This is a genomic window from Nocardia thailandica NBRC 100428, from assembly GCF_000308795.1.
Lineage (GTDB): Bacteria > Actinomycetota > Actinomycetes > Mycobacteriales > Mycobacteriaceae > Nocardia > Nocardia thailandica.
Genome location: NZ_BAGK01000294.1, coordinates 1 through 17,104, shown reverse-complemented (window position 1 = coordinate 17,104; position 17,104 = coordinate 1). Strand labels below are relative to the sequence as shown.

Below are 17,104 nucleotides of genomic sequence, written 5' to 3'. Positions count from 1 at the left end.
GGCGCGTTGCCGCTCCCAGGTGCGGCCGGGACGCCCGGAGCTCCGCCGGGTGCCGCCGAGCCGCCGGGTGCGGCCGAGCCGCCCGGTGCGGCCGCACCACCGGGTGTGCCGCCGGTGCCGGGCGCGGCCGTTCCGCCGAGGGTGCCGGGTCCGGTTGTTCCGGCGGGCGCGCCGCTGCCGGGGGTTGGCGCGCCGCTCTGGGTGCCGGTGCCGTTCGGCGCGCTCGTTCCGCCCGGTGCGCCTGCTCCGCCCGGCGCGGGCGAACCGCTTGGTGCACCGCCGTTGTTCGGGGAAGAACCGCCCGGTGCGCCACCACCGTTCGGGCCGGAACCCCCCGGTGCGCCACCACCGTTCGGGGCGGATCCGCCCGGGCCGCTGCCGGACGGTGGGCCGGACTGCATACCGGCCGGGCCGGGGTCGGGGGCGAGGCTGCCGACGCCGTTCGGGGTGAAACCGGTGTTCTCGGCGGACAACCCGTCGGCGGCGGAGCCGGTGACGGGGAGCAGGAGGGAGTCGGCGGTGTCGCGTTCGACGAGGACGTCGTCGCCGAGGGCGCACGCGTCGCCGCCGAGCGAACGGAGGTTGCCGAGGGCGACCGAATAGGCCGGGTATTGCGACCACGCGGCCGTCAGCTGGGAGACGACCTGGAAGACCACCATCGCCGCCGCCGCGACCACCAGGGCGTTCACCGGACGCCGTGGCGCGAGCGTGCGCACGCCGCGGGCGCGCGGCGGCAGGGTGCTCGGGCCGACGGCCGCGCGGGCCGGGTCGTCCGGATCGCGTTGCGGCGCGGTCAGATACTGCCAACCGGCGACCAGCGCGCAGAGCCCCGCGGCGAGCAGCAGGATCGTCGAGACCGGAACGTCGCCCACGGCCGGGGCGCGATCGGGCCAGGTGACGCCGTAGCCGGACACGTACCACCAGCCGTTGGAGCCGGTGCAGCAATAGGCGAGCAGGGCGAGCACGGCGGCGCCGAACGCGGTGCGGTAGTAGCGCGGCCGCGTCACCGCCGGGCTGACCGCCAGCGCGGTCACCGCCGCCAGCGCGGCGGCCAGGCCCGCGTACACGCCCAGGTGATGGGTCCACTTGGTCGGCGTGAAGGCTATGAGCAGCAGCGACATCACGACCACGGCGAGCAGCCGTGCTACCGGGCCGCGCGCGGTGAACGGGATGCGCCCGCCCCGCCGCAGGGCGATCAGCACGCACACCACCAGGCACAGCAGCATCGCCAGGATGCCGAACCGCCGCGACAGCGACCCGTCCGGCGTCAGCGAGATCAGCGATTCCCAGCGGGTCGGCTCGTCGGACCAGGTCATGTCCGGCCCGATCAGCTGCCGCACGCGCACCGCCTCGGCCACCGTCGCCCAGGTCTGGTCGGCATAGACCACGACGAGCACCAGCGTGCCCGCCGCGGCGATCGGGGCGAGCGACGCGCCGAAACCGAGCAGGCACAGCAGCATGCGCCGCACGAACGGGGCACGGGTATCGGCCGGTTCCCCTGCGGCCGATGTACCGGAGCCCGTGACCCGCGCCGTGCTGGTCCACTCGGGGCCCAGCGTCCGCTCGGCACGGTCGACCACCGCGCGCCAGACGTGCCGGGCGCCGGCGAGCAGCGGTGCGAGACAGATCAATCCGCTGGGACCCGCGGCGAGCGCGAAGGACGCGATCAGCGCCGCCAGGGCGGCGGGCAGGATGCGGCGCGTGGCGACGGCGCGTTCCATCGCGCACCAGGTCAGCAGGACACCGAGCGCGATGATCGGCTCCGGGCGCAGACCGTTGTCGAAGGGCAGCCACACGGCCAGGAACATCAGGGCGGCCGCCCAGCGGGTCAGGGCGCGCAACCCGACCCGCGCGCCGAGCCGCGGCAGGACCGCGCGGCTGAGCACCAGCCAGCACAGCAGCCCCGTCAGCAGCGACGGCAGGCGCAGCCACAGGCTCGCCTCGCCGAGCTTGCTCATCTGCGCGATCAGTTCGTACGGCCAGCCGAACGGCGCCTCGGCGACCTGGAACCAGCGGTAGAAGTTCGCGGTGTACCCGGCCTCGTGCGAGGAGCGCGCCATGGTGAGGATGTAGCCGTCGTCGGACGTGTTGGCGCCCACCACGTACCAGAGCAGCAGGACGAAGGCGACCACCGCGTCGGTGCCGCGCGGACGCCACCACCCGACGGGCAACAGCCGCAGCGTCCGCCCGCGATCCGCGCGATCGAGCAGGAACAGACACGTCGACGCCACGACGGCGCACAGCACGGCGCCCGCGATCGCGGCGAGTTTCCACGCGCTCGGCGAGGTCGCGAACCGCGTATCGATCGCCGCGTGCAGCCGGGCCTCCCCGACGTGCCCGCGATCCAGATCCGTGTACACGCCGACCACCTGCGGCCGCTGATCGCCCTCGACCACCGCGCGGTAGGGGCTCCCGTCCGGTCGCGTCGCCCCGGCCAGGTCCACGACGGTCCGATCCGCGGTCGACCGCACCGTGAGGCCGCAGGCAGGCGAACCCGCCTGCCCCGCACCGGGATCAGCCGGCGCGGCCGCGGACCCGTCCGCCGGCGGTTCGGCCGGGCCCGCGGGTCGGGCCGCCCCCGAGGGCGGTTGCGGTGTGCCCGGTGGCGGTCCGCCGTGGCCCGGGACCGCCCCCGTCGGCGCGCCGGCGGTCTCCGCCAGGGGCGCGGTCAGGACCGCCGCGCCGCGCAGCGAGACGACGAGCGTGCGGCCGGGCTGCGCCCGGTCGTCCACGCGGACGACCAGTCCCTGCTCGGCGGCGCCCGGGGCCTGCGGCGGCACCGTCGACACCACGGTGCCGCCGGGGATCTCGCGCAGGGTCGCGCACGGGACGGTCACGTCCAGCGACAGCGGGGCGTAGTGCACCAGCGGCGCGGTGAGCTGAAGGGACTGGGGCTGTGGCCAATCCAGGCTCACCGCATGCTGCCGCACCGGAAGAAAAGGGGTCGCCACCGCAAGCAGCACCCCGAGCACCCCCGAGAAAGCGGCGATCAGTCGGAGCCGGGCCGGGCCGGTGGAATCTGCTCGCACGAAGGTCGATGCTAGCGACTCGCCGCCGCGACCGGCGGGCCTCGGGTGACGACCTCGTCCGACGCGCGCCCGGCGGTGCGGGCCGGCGGGGTCGCACCGGTACGGTGTCGCACGACAGGGTGGGCGGTTCGCGAGAGGAGTCGATGTGACGGGCAGGTCGCGACGCAGGCTGAGCCGCCGGGAGCTAGCCGAACGGCTCGAAGCGAAACCGCGAAAGGGCCGGATCGCGCGGGTGTTCGGGTTCGGGCTCAGCCTCGTGACCGGCGCGGTCGTCGTGGTCGCGGCGGCGAATGCCTGGCTCTGGTACGACTCCACCGGCCACCGGCACCTGGCCGTGTTCGCGCCGGGCGCGCCGGTGGTGATCGTGCCGGGCGCGAAGGTCGCCGAGGACGGCACACCCATGGCCTACCTGCGGGGCAGGCTCGACGCCGCGCGGGAACTGCTCGCCGCGGGCAAGGTGAGCGAGGTCCTGGTCTCGGGCGACGCGGGCGGGTCCTCGGGGGACGAGATCGCCGCCATGACGCGCTATCTGGTCGACCACGGCGTCGATCCGGCCGTGATCCGCGCCGACGGCGCGGGGCTGTCCACCTGGGAGACCTGCGCGCGGGCCCGGCAGCAGTTCGGGATCGAACGGGCCATCATCACCACCCAGGCCCAGCATCTGCCGCGCGCGGTGGCGCTGTGCCGGGGCGCGGGCATCGACGCCGACGGTGTCGAAGCGCCGTGCGACTGCCGCCCGATGACGGTGGCGCGCAACAACATCCGGGAGTGGCTGGCCGCGCCGAAGGCGGTCTGGGATCTCTGGCGCGCCGAATGAGCGGCGCCGCCCCCGGAAGGACACCGGGGGCGGCGGCCGGAACGGTCAGCGAACGACTTCGACCACGTCGCCGACCTCGAGGTGGTCGAAGAACGCGCGCGCGCCGTCCGGGGTCATCCGGATGCAGCCGTGCGATTGTTCCTCGATCGGGCCGATGTGGAAGGCGATGTCCCCGTCGAAGAACACCGCGTACTCCATCGGGGCGTTGTGCATGGTGCTCCAGTGGAACGGCTTCTTCAGGAACACCTTGAACACGCCGGTGTGGGATTCGTATCCCGGCCTGCCGTGGGAGATCGGGGTCGGCCCGTAGACGACCTTCCCGTTCTCCATCAGCCAGCCCTCGTTGGTGGACAACCGCAGGCACGCCCGTGCGGTCTCCCCGCACGGCGCGACCACCGGTTCCGGGGCGGGCGCGGGCACGATCGCGGGCACGCCCGGGATATCCGGTCCGCCGGGCCACAGCGGCTCGGCCTGCACACCCGCCGGTGCCAGCGCGGCCACGGCCAGCGCCGCCGCCCCCGCCGCGATCCGCGCGGTCCACCGCGTTGTACGACTACTGCTCACAGCTACTTGCCTCTCTCGACAGCCGCCTGCCGGGTAGCACGCATCCCGGACGAGCGGGTAATTCGAACGACACGAGCCTCGGACTTCGTAGAGATCCTGTGATCTTCCTGTATGTCCTGTTCCGGAGCAAGATCGGGTTTCCGCCGCACCCACTAGGTTGGGGGCGTGACGGGGGAGTCGGGACGGGTACCGGGACCTCTACGTGCACACCGGCCCCCTCGAGCACGACGGCACCCTGCCCGCGGAGTTGTCTCCCCGGGCGCGCTGGTTCACCGACGCCGTGCACGGGCGGCTGCCCGGGGTGCGGGTGCAGTCCTGGCTCGGCGACGTGGTCGCGCCCGAGTTCGACGGGCTCGACGTGGAGGACCCGGCCGCGCGTGACCGCGTGCTCGCCTCCGCGGGCCGGGTACTCGACCTCGGCTTCGACGGGGTCCACTACGACCTCGAACCGATCCGCTCCGGCTCGCCCGGCTTCCTCGCGCTGCTGACGGAAACCCGCGCGATGACCGCCGCGCGCGGGGCCGTCCTGTCGGCGTCGGCGCCGGTCATCGATCCGCTGCCCGGCCTGCACGGCGTCGGCATCGCGCTCGCCGATCACGGGAAGTGGTGGGCGCAGCGCTATTTCGCCGAGGTGGCGCGCCGGGTGGACCAGGTGGCGGTGATGTCCTACGACACGGCCATGCCGTGGCGCCCGCTGTATCGGGGCTATGTCGCCCAGCAGACCGAACTCGCCCTCGCGGTCACCCCGGATGCCGTCGACCTGCTGATGGGCGCGCCCGCGTTCCGGGCCGACGACGCGGGCCACGACGGCGACACCGAGACGGTCGCCACCGCGCTCGAGGGCGTGCGCGCCGGACTGCACCGGGCCGGGCCCGGGCGCCCCCGCTTCGGCGTCGCGCTCTATGTCGATTTCGCCGCCACCCCCCGGGACTGGGCCGACTATCGCGCGGGCTGGGGCGAACGTCGCTGACCTGCGAAACCCCGGACGAAATCGGACAATTCCCTACACTGGCCGCATGAACATCCGACGGCTGATCGCCACGCCCGTTCTCGCCGCCGCCGTCGTGCTCGGCGCCGCCGCCTGCACCATCGAGGGCCAGGGCACCCGCACCGAATGCACCGCCTCGGGCTGCACCATCACCTTCGATCGCGGCGTCGAGGCCAAGGCGAACGTGCTCGGCGTCGACGCCGAACTCCGTGCGGTCGACGGCGACAACGTCACCCTGCGGGTGGCGGGCCAGGACCTCGTCGTGCCGGTGGGCCAGACCGAGGCCTCGGGCAACACGCAGGTCCGCGTCCAGGAGGTCACCGCCGACAAGGTCGTGGTCGTCCTGTCCACCGGCCTGTAGACGACGAAAAATCCCCCGGCCGCGAACGACCGGGGGATTCCTTGTAGCCCCGACGGGATTTGAACCCGCGCTACCGCCTTGAGAGGGCGGCGTCCTAGGCCGCTAGACGACGGGGCCAGAACCGCTGCTCACTTGCGTGAACCGCGCAGGACATACGATAGCCGACCGGGTGCCGTTCGACCAAAACGGGTGGTCGCGGGCGGTCAGTGGTCATTGACGCGCCGCGGGCGGCGGGGGAGGGTGGTGTGATGGCGGGAGGCGAGCAGCGTCACGGGGTCGATCTGTCCAATCTCGATCAGCCGTTGTTCGACGGTGCCGAGGCGACCAAGCGGGACCTGGTCGACTACCTCGAGTTCGCCGGGGAGCGGCTGCTGCGGGTGGTGCGCGGGCGGCCGCTGTCGGTGGTCCGGGTGCGGCCGGGGCAGGAACCCTTCATGCAGAAGAATCTGCCCAAGTACACCCCGGAGTGGGTGGCCAGGACGACGGTGTGGGCGGAGAGTTCGCGGCGGGAGATCACCTACGCGCTCTGCGACGACCTGCGCACGCTGATCTGGTTCGGCAATCAGCGGGCGGTCGAGTATCACGCGACGTTGTTCCTGGCGGAGTCGGCGCCGGCGCCCACGCATCTGGTGCTCGATCTCGATCCGTCGCCGGGGCAGGGATTCGCGGACGCGGTGGCGGGTGCCCGGCTGATCCGGGAGGCGCTGGCGGCGGACGGGCTGGCGGGGGCGGTGAAGACGAGTGGGTCCAAGGGCGTGCACGTGTTCGTTCCGGTGGCGGCGGGCATCGATGTGGAGGACGCGGCCGCGGCGACGCGGGCGGTCGCGGCGCGCGCGGAGCGGATCGATCCGTCGGTGGGGACGACGGCGTTCATCCGGGAGGACCGGCACGGCAAGGTGTTCCTCGACGCGACGCGGGCGGGCGGCGCCACGGTGGCGGCGGCCTACAGTCCGCGGATCCGGCCGGGGGTCACGGTGTCGTTCCCGGTGCGGTGGTCGGATCTGGACGACGTGACGCCCGCCGATTTCACGGTGCGCACGGTGCCGGATCTGCTCGGCGACGGCGATCCCTGGCAGTCCGAGATGCCCGAGCCGCAGCAGCTTCCGGCGGACCTGGTCGAGGAGGGACACACGATCCCGGTGGCGCGGGTGCAGGCGATGCACGAGGGCAAACGCCGGGCGCGCGCGAAACGGGAGCGCTGACCCGGCGATGCCGGGCCCGCGGGATCCGTTGGCCTACTCGGCCAGCGCCTCGACGCCTGCCTTGGCGAACTTCTCGTCGAGGTCGCCGCTGGGGGCGCCCGCGACGCCGATGCCTGCGATCGGTGCGCCCCCGGCGGTGACCGGGGCGCCGCCGCCGAGGAACAACGTCCCTTCGATGTCGGCCAGGTGCGGGGCGGATTCCAGGCGCTTGGTGAGGTCGGAGGTCGGGGCGTTCCACGACACGGCGGTGAACGCCTTGCGCTCGGCGGAGTCGGGGGACTGCGGGCCCGCGCCGTCGCCGCGCAACGCGACGATGACGGTGCCGTCGCGATCGACCACCGCGACGGAGACGTGCTGGTTCTCGCCCGCCGCGGCGGCCAGGGCGGCCTGCGCGGCGCGGGTCGCGGCCGCCACGGTCAGGTGCGAGGTCTGCATCACGTTCGCGTCCGCGGCGTTCACCACGACGTTGGTCCGGGTCGCGGGGTCGGGGCTCTGGGCCTGCACGGTGACCACGCCGACCACGCCCGCGGTGATCACGGCGGCGGCCGCGCCGGCGACGACGAGACGGTGACGGGTGTTGCGCTGGGACATCGGGTGCTCCTGTCGAGGGATTCTCGGCCCGCCGGCGGTCGCCGCGGCCTGATGTACTCATCGTGCGTCGGCCCGCGGGTCCGCCGGATCGGCGTCGTGGCTGGTTTCGGCGGGCGGAGCGGGGGAGGCGGGGGTCAACCGATCGGTCGATACGGTGGCGGGACCGACCGGGAAGAATGGGCGGGAAGCCCCCGACGACGAGGAGCGATGCGGTGACCGAGCACAGCGTCCGGCCCGGCGAGGACCGGTTGCTCGGCGTCGTCGTGCACTGCGCGTTCTACGTGCTGCTGGCCGCCTCGCTTCTGCGGTTCCTCCTCCGCCACGCCGACACCCCCCGCACGCCGTGGGTCGTCGGGTTGTCGGTGCTGCTCGCGGTGCTCTACGCCGTCAGCGAGCTGCGCGGGTCGCACCGCGTCGAGTGGTTCGCGCTGCTGGTCGGGGCCTGGGTCGTGCTGGTCGTGCTGGCGCCGAGCTTCGCCTGGTGCGCGGTGCCGCTGGTGTACACGGGGCTGCGGATCCTGTCCGAGCGGGTGGCGATCGCGCTGGTCGTCGTGCTCACCGCGCTGGTGGTGGTCACCCAGGTGCGGCTGGCCGGATGGGCCGACCCGAATCTGGTGCTCGCCCCGCCCGCCGTCGCCGCCGTCACCACCGCGCTGTTCCTCGGTCTGCGGCGCCAGACCGAACGGCAGGCCGCGCTCATCGACGACCTGGTCCGCACGCGCGCCGACCTGGCCGCGACCGAACGCCGCGAGGGCACCCTCGCCGAGCGGCAACGCCTGGCGATGGAGATCCACGACACCCTCGCCCAGGGCCTGTCGAGCCAGCGCATGCTGCTGCAGGCCGCCGACCGGGTCTGGGACAGCGACCCCGGCGCCGCCCGCGAGCATGTGCGCACCGCCGCGGACATCGCCGACCGCGACCTGGCCGAGGCCCGCCGCTTCGTGCACGACCTGGCCCCCGCCGACCTCGCCGAGAGCGGTTCCCTCGCCGCGGCCCTCGCCACCCTGGCCGAGCGCGACAGCGGTGACGGTCTCGCGGTGCGTTGCCACATCGAGGGGACACCGGCGCCGCTGCCGCAGCGGGTCGAGGGCACCCTGCTGCGGATCGCGCAGGGCGCCCTGGCCAACGTCCGCGAGCACGCCGCCGCGGCGCACGCCACGCTCACCCTCACCTACCTGGGCGACCAGGTCCTGCTCGACGTCGCCGACGACGGCCGCGGCTTCGACCCCGCCCTGGTCGGGCCGCCGAGCGCCGACCACGGGCACGGCCTGCCCGCCGCGCGGGCCCGGGTCCGCCAGCTCGGCGGCACCCTCACCCTGGAATCCGCACCCGGCGAGGGCACCGTGCTCTCCGTCGCCTTCCCCCTGGAGGTTCCGTGAATCCGCCTGTGCGCCTGCTGTTGTGCGACGACCACGCGGTCGTCCGGGCCGGACTGCGCGCGCTGCTGTCCAGCGCGGGCGACATCGAGGTGCTCGGCGAAGCCGCCGACGGCCCCGCCGCGGTCACCCTCGCCGCGAATCTGCGACCCGACGTCGTGCTCATGGACCTGCAACTGGGCGGCGCCATGGACGGCATCGAGGCGACCCGCCGCATCACCGCCGGACCCGCGCCCGCGCCGCGGGTGCTCGTCCTCACCACCTACGACACCGACGCCGACATCACCCGCGCCATCGAGTCCGGCGCCACCGGCTACCTGCTCAAGGCCGACCCGCCGGAGGAACTCTTCGCCGCCATCCACGCCGCCGCGGCGGGCCGCACCGCCCTGTCGGCCCCGGTCGCCGACCGGGTCATGGCCCGCCTGCGCAACCCGGGGCCCACGCTCACCGCCCGCGAGCACGACATCCTCGCCCAGCTCGCCCAGGGCAAGGGCAACCGCGAGATCGCCCGCGCCCTGCACATCAGCGAGGCCACCGTGAAAACCCATCTCGGCCGGATCTACGACAAGCTCGGCGTCGACACCCGCGCGGCGGCCGTCGCCGTCGCCCAGGAGAAACGCCTGCTCGCGTAACGTCCGGGCCCGACGCGGGACGGGACAACCGGTGACCCGCGGCCGATATGCTGGGCACCGCGAAGACGTCGAGCGCGGGCACGGCCCGCGGAGAGGCAATCCCGGAACATGGACTGTGACGAATTCGTCGAGTTGGTCACCGCCTTCCTCGACGGAGCGCTCGACGACGCGACCGAGGACCGTTTCCTCGCCCACATCGCCGCCTGCGACGGCTGCGACGTCTACCTCGACCAGATCCGGCGCACCACCCGTGACCTCGGCGGCCTCGCGCCCGCCGATCTCGCTCCGGCCGCCCGCGACAACCTGCTCGCCGCCTTCCGCGACTGGCACTCGGCGCCCTGACGCCACGGTGGGGTCGCCGCGAACGGCGACCCCACCGGCGAAAGCCTCAGGCGCGCAGCGCCGCGGCCCCGAAGGACACGTGGAAGCGGGCGCACCAGATGCTCACCGAGGCCCACTCGGACGGGTCGGTGCCGAGCGGGATCTCGTAGTTCTGGTTGCCCTCGTTGCCTTTGAGCCGTCCCAGATCGAGGTACCGCCCGTCGTCGGCGTTGTGCCAGTCGTCGGCGAGCACCGGCTGATCGGACAGGTAGACGTGCAGCGCGGGGCCGTCGGAGGTGCGCAGGTCGGTGATCCGCAGGACGTAGCCGCCCGTGGCTGCCCGCTGGATGGTCACCGCGCCGCTCGTCTCGTGCTCGTGGGAGACGAACGTGCCGGAGGGCAGCGCGGGCGCCGCCGTCGCGCCCGGCGCGGGCGCGGTGGCCGTGGCCACGGGCGGCTCGTCGACGCGGGTGGTGGTGAACAGCCGCCACGGCTGGAACAGGTACAGGCCGAACGCCAGGGCGACCACGAGAACGGCGGCGACGGTCAGCAGCACCGGGCGCCGCCGGGACCGGAAAGTGCGAGGCTTCATGACGACTCGGTTCCGTCCGGGCCGCGGGCGTTACACCGGTCCGGGTAATCTGCTGACCGGTCAGCCCGGACACGGCGAGGAGAACCAGTGCGGCCCGACAGTGCGCTCCCCGCGGACGACATCCTGGTCGCCGACCTGCGCAACGGTGTCGAATCGAGCTTCGCGCTCGTGGTCGACGCGTGGTCGGGCTCGATGCTGCGGCTGGCGCGGTCGTTCGTGTCCACGCACGCCTCCGCCGAGGAGGTCGTGCAGGAGGCGTGGCTGGCGGTACTGCAGGGCATCGACCGGTTCGAGGGGCGGTCCTCGCTCAAGACCTGGGTGTACCGGATCCTGGTCAACCTGGCCAAGAAGCGCGGGGTCAAGGAGCACCGGATCGTGCCGTTCGCGGTGCTGATCGCCGAGGACGAGGGGCCGTCGGTGGACCCGGCCCGGTTCCGGCCGCCCGGCGATCCCTACCCGGGCCACTGGGTGGCGGGCGGCAAACCCCAGCCCTGGCCCGAGCCCGGGTCCGCCGCCGAGCAGGCCGAGACCGGCCGGGTCCTCGCCGCGGCGGTCGCCGCGCTGCCCGCCCGTCAGCGCGCCGTGCTGACCCTGCGCGACATCGAGGGCTACTCCGCCGACGAGGTGTGCGCGATGCTCGAGGTGTCGGCGGGCAACCAGCGGGTCCTGCTGCACCGGGCCCGCTCCACCGTGCGGGCGGCGCTGGAGGAGTACTTCGCCGCCGACTGAGCGCCGCCGGCCTCAGCCCGCGGCCGCCTCGGCCGCGCGATCCCAGGCGTACCCGCGACCCCACAGGGTGTCGATGCGGTGGTGGGGGCCGAGCTTGGCGCGCAACCGCTTGACGTGCACGGTCACCGTGGACAGGTCGCCGACCTGCCAGCCCCACACCCGCTCGAGCAGTTCCTCGCGGCCGAAGACCCGGCCGCGGTGGCGCAGCAGGAACGCCAGCAGCGCGAACTCCCGTGGCGTCAGGTCGACCTCGGCGCCGTCGATGTCGACGCGCTGGGAGCGCGGGTGGACCCGCAGCGGGCCGTCGGCCAGCACCTCGTCGTCGGGGCGGGGCCACCAGCGCGCGCGCCGCAGGACGGCGGCGACCCGCAGCGTCAGTTCCCGGGGGTCGAACGGCACGCTGAGCGCGTCGTCGGCCCCGGCGTCGAGGGCGGCGATCCGATCCTCGTCCGCGCCGCCGGTGAGCAGCACGAGCGGGACCTGGGCCCGGTCGCGGGCGCGCAGGATCCGGCACGCCGTGACGCCGTCCACGTCGGGCAGTTCGGCGGCGAGGACGGCCAGGTCGACGGGGTCCGCCGCGTCGGGCGCGGCCGTCAGGTCGAGCACCGCCGCGCCGTCCGCGGCGACGAGGACGCGGTGACCCGCGCGGGCGAGATGCCTGCGCACCGCGTCACGGAGGAGGGGATCGGCGGCGGCGACCAGAACGGTCGCGCCGGGGGACACGGAGCGGGGCACACGATCTCCTGGAGGGCGAGGGTCCCGGCCGGATACCGGGCCCGGCTCAGTGCCCTACCCGGCGCGTCCGTTACACCGCGGCGGCGAGATCCGGCCACGCGGTAACGCCGGGCCCGCTCGCGGCACCGAATCACGTTCGACGCGACCGCGCGCCCCCGACCGGAAGGCCACCGCCCATGACCACCTACGACGATCTGTCCGCCCTGTTCCTCAACTGCACCCTCAAGCGCTCCCCCGAACCGAGCAACACCCGCGGCCTGATCGATGTCAGCGCCCGCATCATGGCCGGGAACGGGGTGCGGGTCACCCACATCAGGCCCGTCGACCACGACATCGCCACCGGCGTGTGGCCGGACATGACCGAGCACGGCTGGGCCACCGACGCCTGGCCCGCCATCCAGGAGCAGGTGATGGCCGCCGACATCCTGGTCGTGGCCGGGCCCATCTGGCTCGGCGACAACAGTTCGGTCACCAAGCAGGTCATCGAGCGCCTCTACGGCAACTCCCACATCCTCAACGAGGCCGGTCAGTACGCCTATTACGGGAAGGTCGGCGGCGCGCTGATCACCGGCAACGAGGACGGCGTCAAGCACTGCGCGATGAACATCCTCTACAGCCTCCAGCACCTCGGGTACACGATTCCGCCGCAGGCCGACGCGGGCTGGATCGGCGAGGCGGGCCCCGGCCCGTCCTACCTGGACCCGGGCTCCGGCGGCCCGGAGAACGACTTCACCAACCGCAACACCACCTTCATGACCTGGAATCTGCTGCACCTGGCGCGGCTGCTCGAGGACGCCGGGGGCGTCCCGGCCCACGGGAACCAGCGATCGGAGTGGGACGCGGGGTGCCGGTTCGGGTTCGAGAACCCCGAATACCGGTAACGCCCGCGGGCGCGGATGCCCGAATTGCCGGAACACAAACGTGACCGGGCCCACGAATTCCCCGTGAGCCCGGTCACATTTCTTTCCTATAACGACAGGCGTGTAATTGCCGATAATTCGCCGATGACCGGTGCGGATGACGGCCGCTTTGGACATAACCTGCGACAAATTCGCCCGTTATCGGTACGTGATCTGTCGTGACATTCGGGCTACATTCGGTCACGGCTCGAACGACGAGCGAGCCGAATCGAATCGCTGAACACCCGAGGAAAGCCTGCCCCGCGGTTCGAGGATCCCCGACAGAACTGGGGGCAGGGACGCGGCTGTTCGATCGCCGAGTCGGTGGGCGCAGGCAGGAATACTCTATGTCTTTCAACCGCAAGTTCACCACCCGTGCCCTCGGTTTCGCTGCTGTCGCAGGCGCCCTGATCGCCGTTCCGGCCGGTCTGACCACCGCCACCGCCTCCGCCAACAACTGGGATGCGGTCGCGCAGTGCGAGAGCGGCGGCAACTGGGGCATCAACACCGGTAACGGCTACTACGGCGGCCTGCAGTTCTCGCAGAGCACCTGGGAGGCCTACGGCGGCAGCGGCAACGCCGCCTACGCCAGCCGCGAGGAGCAGATCCGCGTGGCCGAGAACGTCCTGGCCGGCCAGGGCGCCGGTGCGTGGCCCGTCTGCGGTGCGTACCTGTAATTCTTTCCTTGTCGGGAAAACGAATGGCCCGTCGATTCTCTCGGGAATCGACGGGCTTTTTCGTGTCCGAGGCCGGATCAGCTCACGGCCGATTGCGGACCGGGATCCAGGCGGTGCACGGTCAGCGCCGCCGCCAGCATGCGGGAATCCTTGGGATCCGACGGATCGAGTCCGGTGAGTTCGGCGATGCGCCGCAACCGGTAAGTGAACGTGTTGGGATGCACGTGAATTCGTTTGGACGCGGTCTTGCGGTCGGCGCCGTGCTGCAGATGCGCCTCCAGCGCCTCGATCAGATGAGGGCTGGCCAGTAGCGGGATGATGCGCTGCGCCAGGCGTTCCCGGGCCGGGCCCGGCCGGGTCAGCTGATATTCCAGCAGCAGATCGTCGAGGCGGTAACAGCCGGCCGGACGCCCGCGCAGCCGCGCCAGGGTCGCCAGTTCCGCGGCATCGCGCGCCACCTCGGGAATGGAATCCCGCGCGACCTCGGCGAATTCGGCGAGAAAGACCTCCGCGCCGAACTGCTTGGTCAGGAACTCGGCCAGCTCGTCGTAGCGGCTCGGCGACACGGCCTCGCCGCTGTTGCCGAGCAGGGCCACCCCGTCCGCGCCGTCGAACGCCGCGGGTGTCGTCGTGCCGGTGAGCTCGTCGAGCGCCCGTTGCAGCACCCGCACCCGGCGGCGGGCCACCAGGTTGACGGCGTTGCCGTGCCGGGTCTGCTCGCGCAGGTGGATCGCCAGCACCGTGTAGCGGTCGGCCAGCACCGTGTCGGCGCGCGCGGCGAGCTCCTCGGCGGGCAGGCCGCGCACCAGCGCCGAGCACAGCTCCCGGCGGGCCTCCCGCTCGGCGTGATAGATCGACTGCTCGACCTCGGAGTAGGTCTCCACCACCGTCAGGTTGATGTACATCAGCAGGTCGAGCAGGCGGCTGCCGACCTTGACCAGCTCCGCGGTCTCCTCGGGCTCGGCCAGCGCGGCGGCCTCGGCCAGCACCGACTGCGCCGACCCGTGGATGGCGGTGATCAGCATCGTCAGCGGCAGCCGGTCCTCGGCGTGCCGCTCGGCCACCGGCGCCACGAAGGCCGCGACCTCGGTGCGGGTGAACTCGCGCTCGGCGCCGATCGCCTCGAGCACGGCGCGGCCGCACGCGTAGATGGTCGGCAGCACCTCGGCGGTGAAATGCCCCTCGGGCAGATCGGCGGGCGCGGTGCTGCCGAGCCCGTCGGCGAGCATGCGTTCGGCGATCTGGGGCCAGCGGGTCAGCAGGCGGGTGGACAGGGCCGGACCGGACGAGGTGGAGAGCGGTTGTTCGGCGAGCATGCTGCGATTGTGTCCGACGACAGGGCGACGTGGTAGCGCACAGCGGGATAGGGACAAATCTTGGTTCCGGGGACAACCACCGCGACGTTTTCTCGGCGCGGAGTGCAGTGACACCCCTGTGGCGCGGGTCATAGATTTGCTGAGCGCCTTCCGACCGGACCGGTCGAGTGACGCACGGCGCATCGATCCTGGTGCGCCGGGAGACGGAAGTGACCTCAATGATTGCAACGAAGCATCCTCTGCGCCGCGCGCTGTGCGGGCTCGGCCTCGCCGCTGTCCTTGCCACCGCGACGGGGCTCGGCGCGGGCCCCTCGGCCGCCGAAGTCCAGCTCGAACCGACGGTCGAATCGATGGCCGCGTTCCTCGACAGCCAGGCGCACACCACCCCCGACGGCCGCAAGCCCACCGCGATCGCCGACACCGGCAGCGCCTCGGGCAGCTCGTCCGGCTCCGCGGCCAGCCGCTCCTCCGACGCCGTCGGCGAGGGACCGGCGATGACCGCCCCGCTGGCGGCCTTCGCCTACAGCCTCACCCACCCCGACGCCGCGCCGCCCGGCGCCAACCGCTGGGACTGCACGCCGAGCGCCCAGCATCCGCGGCCGGTCGTGCTGCTGCACGGCACCTGGCTCAACGCCTACGACACCTTCTCCTTCCTCTCGCCGAAGCTGGCCGCGGAGGGGTACTGCGCGTTCGCGTTCAACTACGGCAAGTCCGGCCTGCTCGAGGGCGGCGGTCTCGGCGCGATCCTGCCGGGGCGCAACGGGGTCGGGCCGATGGTCGAGTCGGCGAAGCAGGTCGCCGCGTTCGTCGAGCGGGTGCGCGCCGCCACCGGCAGCGACCAGGTCGACATCATCGGCCATTCCCAGGGCGGCACGCTGGCCAACTACGCGCTGAAATTCGAAGGGCTGCAGGGCAAGGTCGGCAAGCTGATCACCTTCGGCGCCACCCACCACGGCACCTCGCTCATGGGCATCGCCACCCTCGGCCGGATCATCAACAACCTCGGCATCGACATCCTCGGCTTCACCCGGCCGATCGTGGGTGTCGCCAACATCGAGCAGGCCGCCGGCTCGTCCTTCTACACCACGCTCAACGCCGGTGGCGACACCGTGCCGGGCACCGACTACACCGCCGTCGGTTCCCGCTGGGACGAGGTGATGAACCCCTACGACTGGACCTTCCTCACCGCGGGCGAGGGCGCGAAGGTCACCAACATCACCCTGCAGGACGGCTGCGACCAGGACCTGTCCGATCACATGACCCTGATGTACTCCCCGCGCGCGGCCTCGATCGCGCTGCGGGCACTCGACCCGGAGGCCGGCCGTGGCTTGGACTGCACTTTCAACCCCTGGCTCGTCGGTGGCAGCGGAAAGCTGTGACCCGACGTCGACCCTGGGCACCGGCCCGGCGCCGTCGCGCGCTCCGCTGCTGCCCGACGTCGACCCCTTCTACCGCGCCGATCCCGGGTTCGAGCTGCTCGCGCCCGGGACGGTCGTCCGGGCCCGGCCCGTGCAGATCGCCCTGTTCGGCGTCCTGCCGCAACGGATCTCGGCCTGGCAGCTGCTCTACCGCACGGCCGACCTCGACGGGGCGCCCGAGGTCGCGGTGACGACCGTGCTGCTGCCCTGGGGCGCCGACCCCCGCGACAGCAGGCCGCTGGTCTCCTTCCAGTGCGCCATCGATGCCGTGACGCCGCAGTGCTTTCCGTCCTACGCGCTGCGGCGCGGCGCGAGGACCGCCGGGTCGATCGCGCCGCTGGAACTGCCCATCGTGGCGACGGCCCTGCAGCAGGGGTGGGCGGTGTCGATCCCGGATCACGAGGGGCTCGGCGGCCGGTTCGGCGCGGCCCGCGAACCGGGGTACCGCGCCCTGGACGGGGTGCGTGCCGCGCTGTCGTACCAGCCGCTCGGGCTCGGCGCGGACGCGCCCGTCGCGCTGTGGGGGTATTCGGGCGGGGGACTGGCGACGGCCTGGGCCGCCGAACTCGCCGCGGATCACGCGCCGGAACTGAACGTCGTCGGCGCGGTGGCCGGTTCCCCGATCGGCGACCCCGCCGCGGCCTTCACCCGGCTCAACGGCGGCTGGTTCGCCGGGTTCCCGGCGGCCTTCGTCGCCGGGTTGCGTCGCGCCTACCCCGAGCTCGGGCCGATGCTCACCGAACGGCTCGACGCGCGCTATCTCGACCTGCTCGACCTGGCCGAGCGGCGCACCACCTTCGCCCTGCTGTGGCTGTTCGCCCGCCGCGACGTCACCCGGCACCTGCCCGAGGGGATGA

At 72.9% G+C, this 17,104-nt stretch carries 17 protein-coding genes, 1 tRNA gene and 1 pseudogene; 12 read left to right on the top strand and 7 right to left on the bottom strand.

Features of this window, described 5'->3' with window-relative positions; all coding sequences use genetic code 11:
• A partial coding sequence (locus ON36_RS29045) for an arabinosyltransferase domain-containing protein (RefSeq protein WP_169334747.1) occupies positions 1–3,029 on the bottom strand: 3,029 nt, incomplete at its 3' end.
• A 145-nt stretch (positions 3,030–3,174) separates the two neighbouring features.
• On the opposite strand from ON36_RS29045, the gene ON36_RS29040 reads away from it, so the two are divergent.
• Positions 3,175–3,846 (top strand): SanA/YdcF family protein, encoded by a 672-nt coding sequence (locus ON36_RS29040; protein WP_245558242.1) that lies wholly within the window; start codon positions 3,175–3,177, stop codon positions 3,844–3,846.
• A gap of 45 nt (positions 3,847–3,891) precedes the next feature.
• Here the strand turns inward: ON36_RS29040 and ON36_RS29035 are convergent, their stop codons facing one another.
• Positions 3,892–4,410, bottom strand: a complete 519-nt coding sequence (locus ON36_RS29035; protein WP_218001247.1) for a L,D-transpeptidase — start codon at positions 4,408–4,410, stop codon at positions 3,892–3,894.
• A 202-nt stretch (positions 4,411–4,612) separates the two neighbouring features.
• Here ON36_RS29035 and ON36_RS29030 point away from each other — a divergent pair, with 202 nt between their 5' ends.
• Positions 4,613–5,380 carry a glycoside hydrolase family 18 protein gene (locus tag ON36_RS29030; RefSeq protein ID WP_052314464.1) on the top strand — a complete coding sequence of 256 codons (768 nt, stop codon included), beginning with the start codon at positions 4,613–4,615 and terminating at the stop codon, positions 5,378–5,380.
• Positions 5,381–5,426: 46 nt separating this feature from the next.
• Positions 5,427–5,759, top strand: a complete 333-nt coding sequence (locus ON36_RS29025; protein ID WP_043660397.1) for a hypothetical protein — start codon at positions 5,427–5,429, stop codon at positions 5,757–5,759.
• Between the two features lie 44 nt (positions 5,760–5,803).
• Here ON36_RS29025 and ON36_RS29020 read toward each other — a convergent pair.
• Positions 5,804–5,876 (bottom strand) — tRNA-Glu (locus ON36_RS29020).
• Positions 5,877–6,007: 131 nt separating this feature from the next.
• Here ON36_RS29020 and ON36_RS29015 point away from each other — a divergent pair.
• Entirely contained in the window at positions 6,008–6,961 is a 954-nt protein-coding gene (locus ON36_RS29015; RefSeq protein WP_043660394.1) for a DNA polymerase domain-containing protein, read from the top strand.
• 33 nt (positions 6,962–6,994) lie between these two features.
• On the opposite strand, the gene ON36_RS29010 is transcribed toward ON36_RS29015, so the two are convergent.
• Positions 6,995–7,552, bottom strand: a complete 558-nt coding sequence (locus tag ON36_RS29010; protein WP_043660393.1) for a GlcG/HbpS family heme-binding protein — start codon at positions 7,550–7,552, stop codon at positions 6,995–6,997.
• 212 nt (positions 7,553–7,764) lie between these two features.
• Between ON36_RS29010 and ON36_RS29005 the strand changes: the two genes are divergently transcribed.
• From ON36_RS29005 to ON36_RS28995, 3 genes are all read left to right on the top strand, one after another.
• Positions 7,765–8,931 carry a sensor histidine kinase gene (locus ON36_RS29005; RefSeq protein WP_043660391.1) on the top strand — a complete coding sequence of 389 codons (1,167 nt, stop codon included), beginning with the start codon at positions 7,765–7,767 and terminating at the stop codon, positions 8,929–8,931.
• Positions 8,928–9,560 carry a response regulator gene (locus ON36_RS29000; protein ID WP_043660388.1) on the top strand — a complete coding sequence of 211 codons (633 nt, stop codon included), beginning with the start codon at positions 8,928–8,930 and terminating at the stop codon, positions 9,558–9,560. Before ON36_RS29005 ends, ON36_RS29000 begins: the two co-directional genes overlap by 4 nt.
• A 108-nt stretch (positions 9,561–9,668) precedes the next feature.
• Positions 9,669–9,902, top strand: coding sequence for a zf-HC2 domain-containing protein (locus ON36_RS28995; protein WP_043660385.1), 234 nt, complete (start codon positions 9,669–9,671; stop codon positions 9,900–9,902).
• 46 nt (positions 9,903–9,948) lie between these two features.
• On the opposite strand, the gene ON36_RS28990 is transcribed toward ON36_RS28995, so the two are convergent.
• Complete coding sequence (locus tag ON36_RS28990) at positions 9,949–10,473, bottom strand: DM13 domain-containing protein (RefSeq protein ID WP_043660382.1); 525 nt, start codon at positions 10,471–10,473, stop codon at positions 9,949–9,951.
• An 87-nt stretch (positions 10,474–10,560) separates the two neighbouring features.
• On the opposite strand from ON36_RS28990, the gene ON36_RS28985 reads away from it, so the two are divergent.
• Entirely contained in the window at positions 10,561–11,202 is a 642-nt protein-coding gene (locus ON36_RS28985) for a sigma-70 family RNA polymerase sigma factor (protein ID WP_043660380.1), read from the top strand.
• 12 nt (positions 11,203–11,214) lie between these two features.
• Here ON36_RS28985 and ON36_RS28980 read toward each other — a convergent pair whose 3' ends face one another.
• Positions 11,215–11,937, bottom strand: a complete 723-nt coding sequence (locus ON36_RS28980; RefSeq protein ID WP_085999714.1) for a response regulator transcription factor — start codon at positions 11,935–11,937, stop codon at positions 11,215–11,217.
• Between the two features lie 176 nt (positions 11,938–12,113).
• Here ON36_RS28980 and ON36_RS28975 point away from each other — a divergent pair, with 176 nt between their 5' ends.
• Together ON36_RS28975 and ON36_RS28970 are read left to right on the top strand one after the other, a co-directional pair.
• A complete protein-coding gene (locus tag ON36_RS28975; protein ID WP_043660377.1) occupies positions 12,114–12,818 on the top strand; it encodes a flavodoxin family protein in 705 nt (234 codons plus the stop codon).
• 365 nt (positions 12,819–13,183) lie between these two features.
• A pseudogene (locus ON36_RS28970) lies at positions 13,184–13,510 on the top strand (transglycosylase family protein); the annotation flags it as partial.
• A gap of 80 nt (positions 13,511–13,590) precedes the next feature.
• On the opposite strand, the gene ON36_RS28965 reads toward ON36_RS28970, so the two are convergent.
• Positions 13,591–14,829 (bottom strand): PucR family transcriptional regulator, encoded by a 1,239-nt coding sequence (locus ON36_RS28965; protein WP_043660372.1) that lies wholly within the window; start codon positions 14,827–14,829, stop codon positions 13,591–13,593.
• Positions 14,830–15,047: 218 nt separating this feature from the next.
• On the opposite strand from ON36_RS28965, the gene ON36_RS28960 reads away from it, so the two are divergent.
• Complete coding sequence (locus ON36_RS28960) at positions 15,048–16,208, top strand: esterase/lipase family protein (RefSeq protein WP_043660371.1); 1,161 nt, start codon at positions 15,048–15,050, stop codon at positions 16,206–16,208.
• The coding region (locus tag ON36_RS28955) for a lipase family protein (protein ID WP_083885505.1) at positions 16,189–17,104 on the top strand (916 nt) is incomplete at its 3' end. The genes ON36_RS28960 and ON36_RS28955, both read left to right, overlap by 20 nt.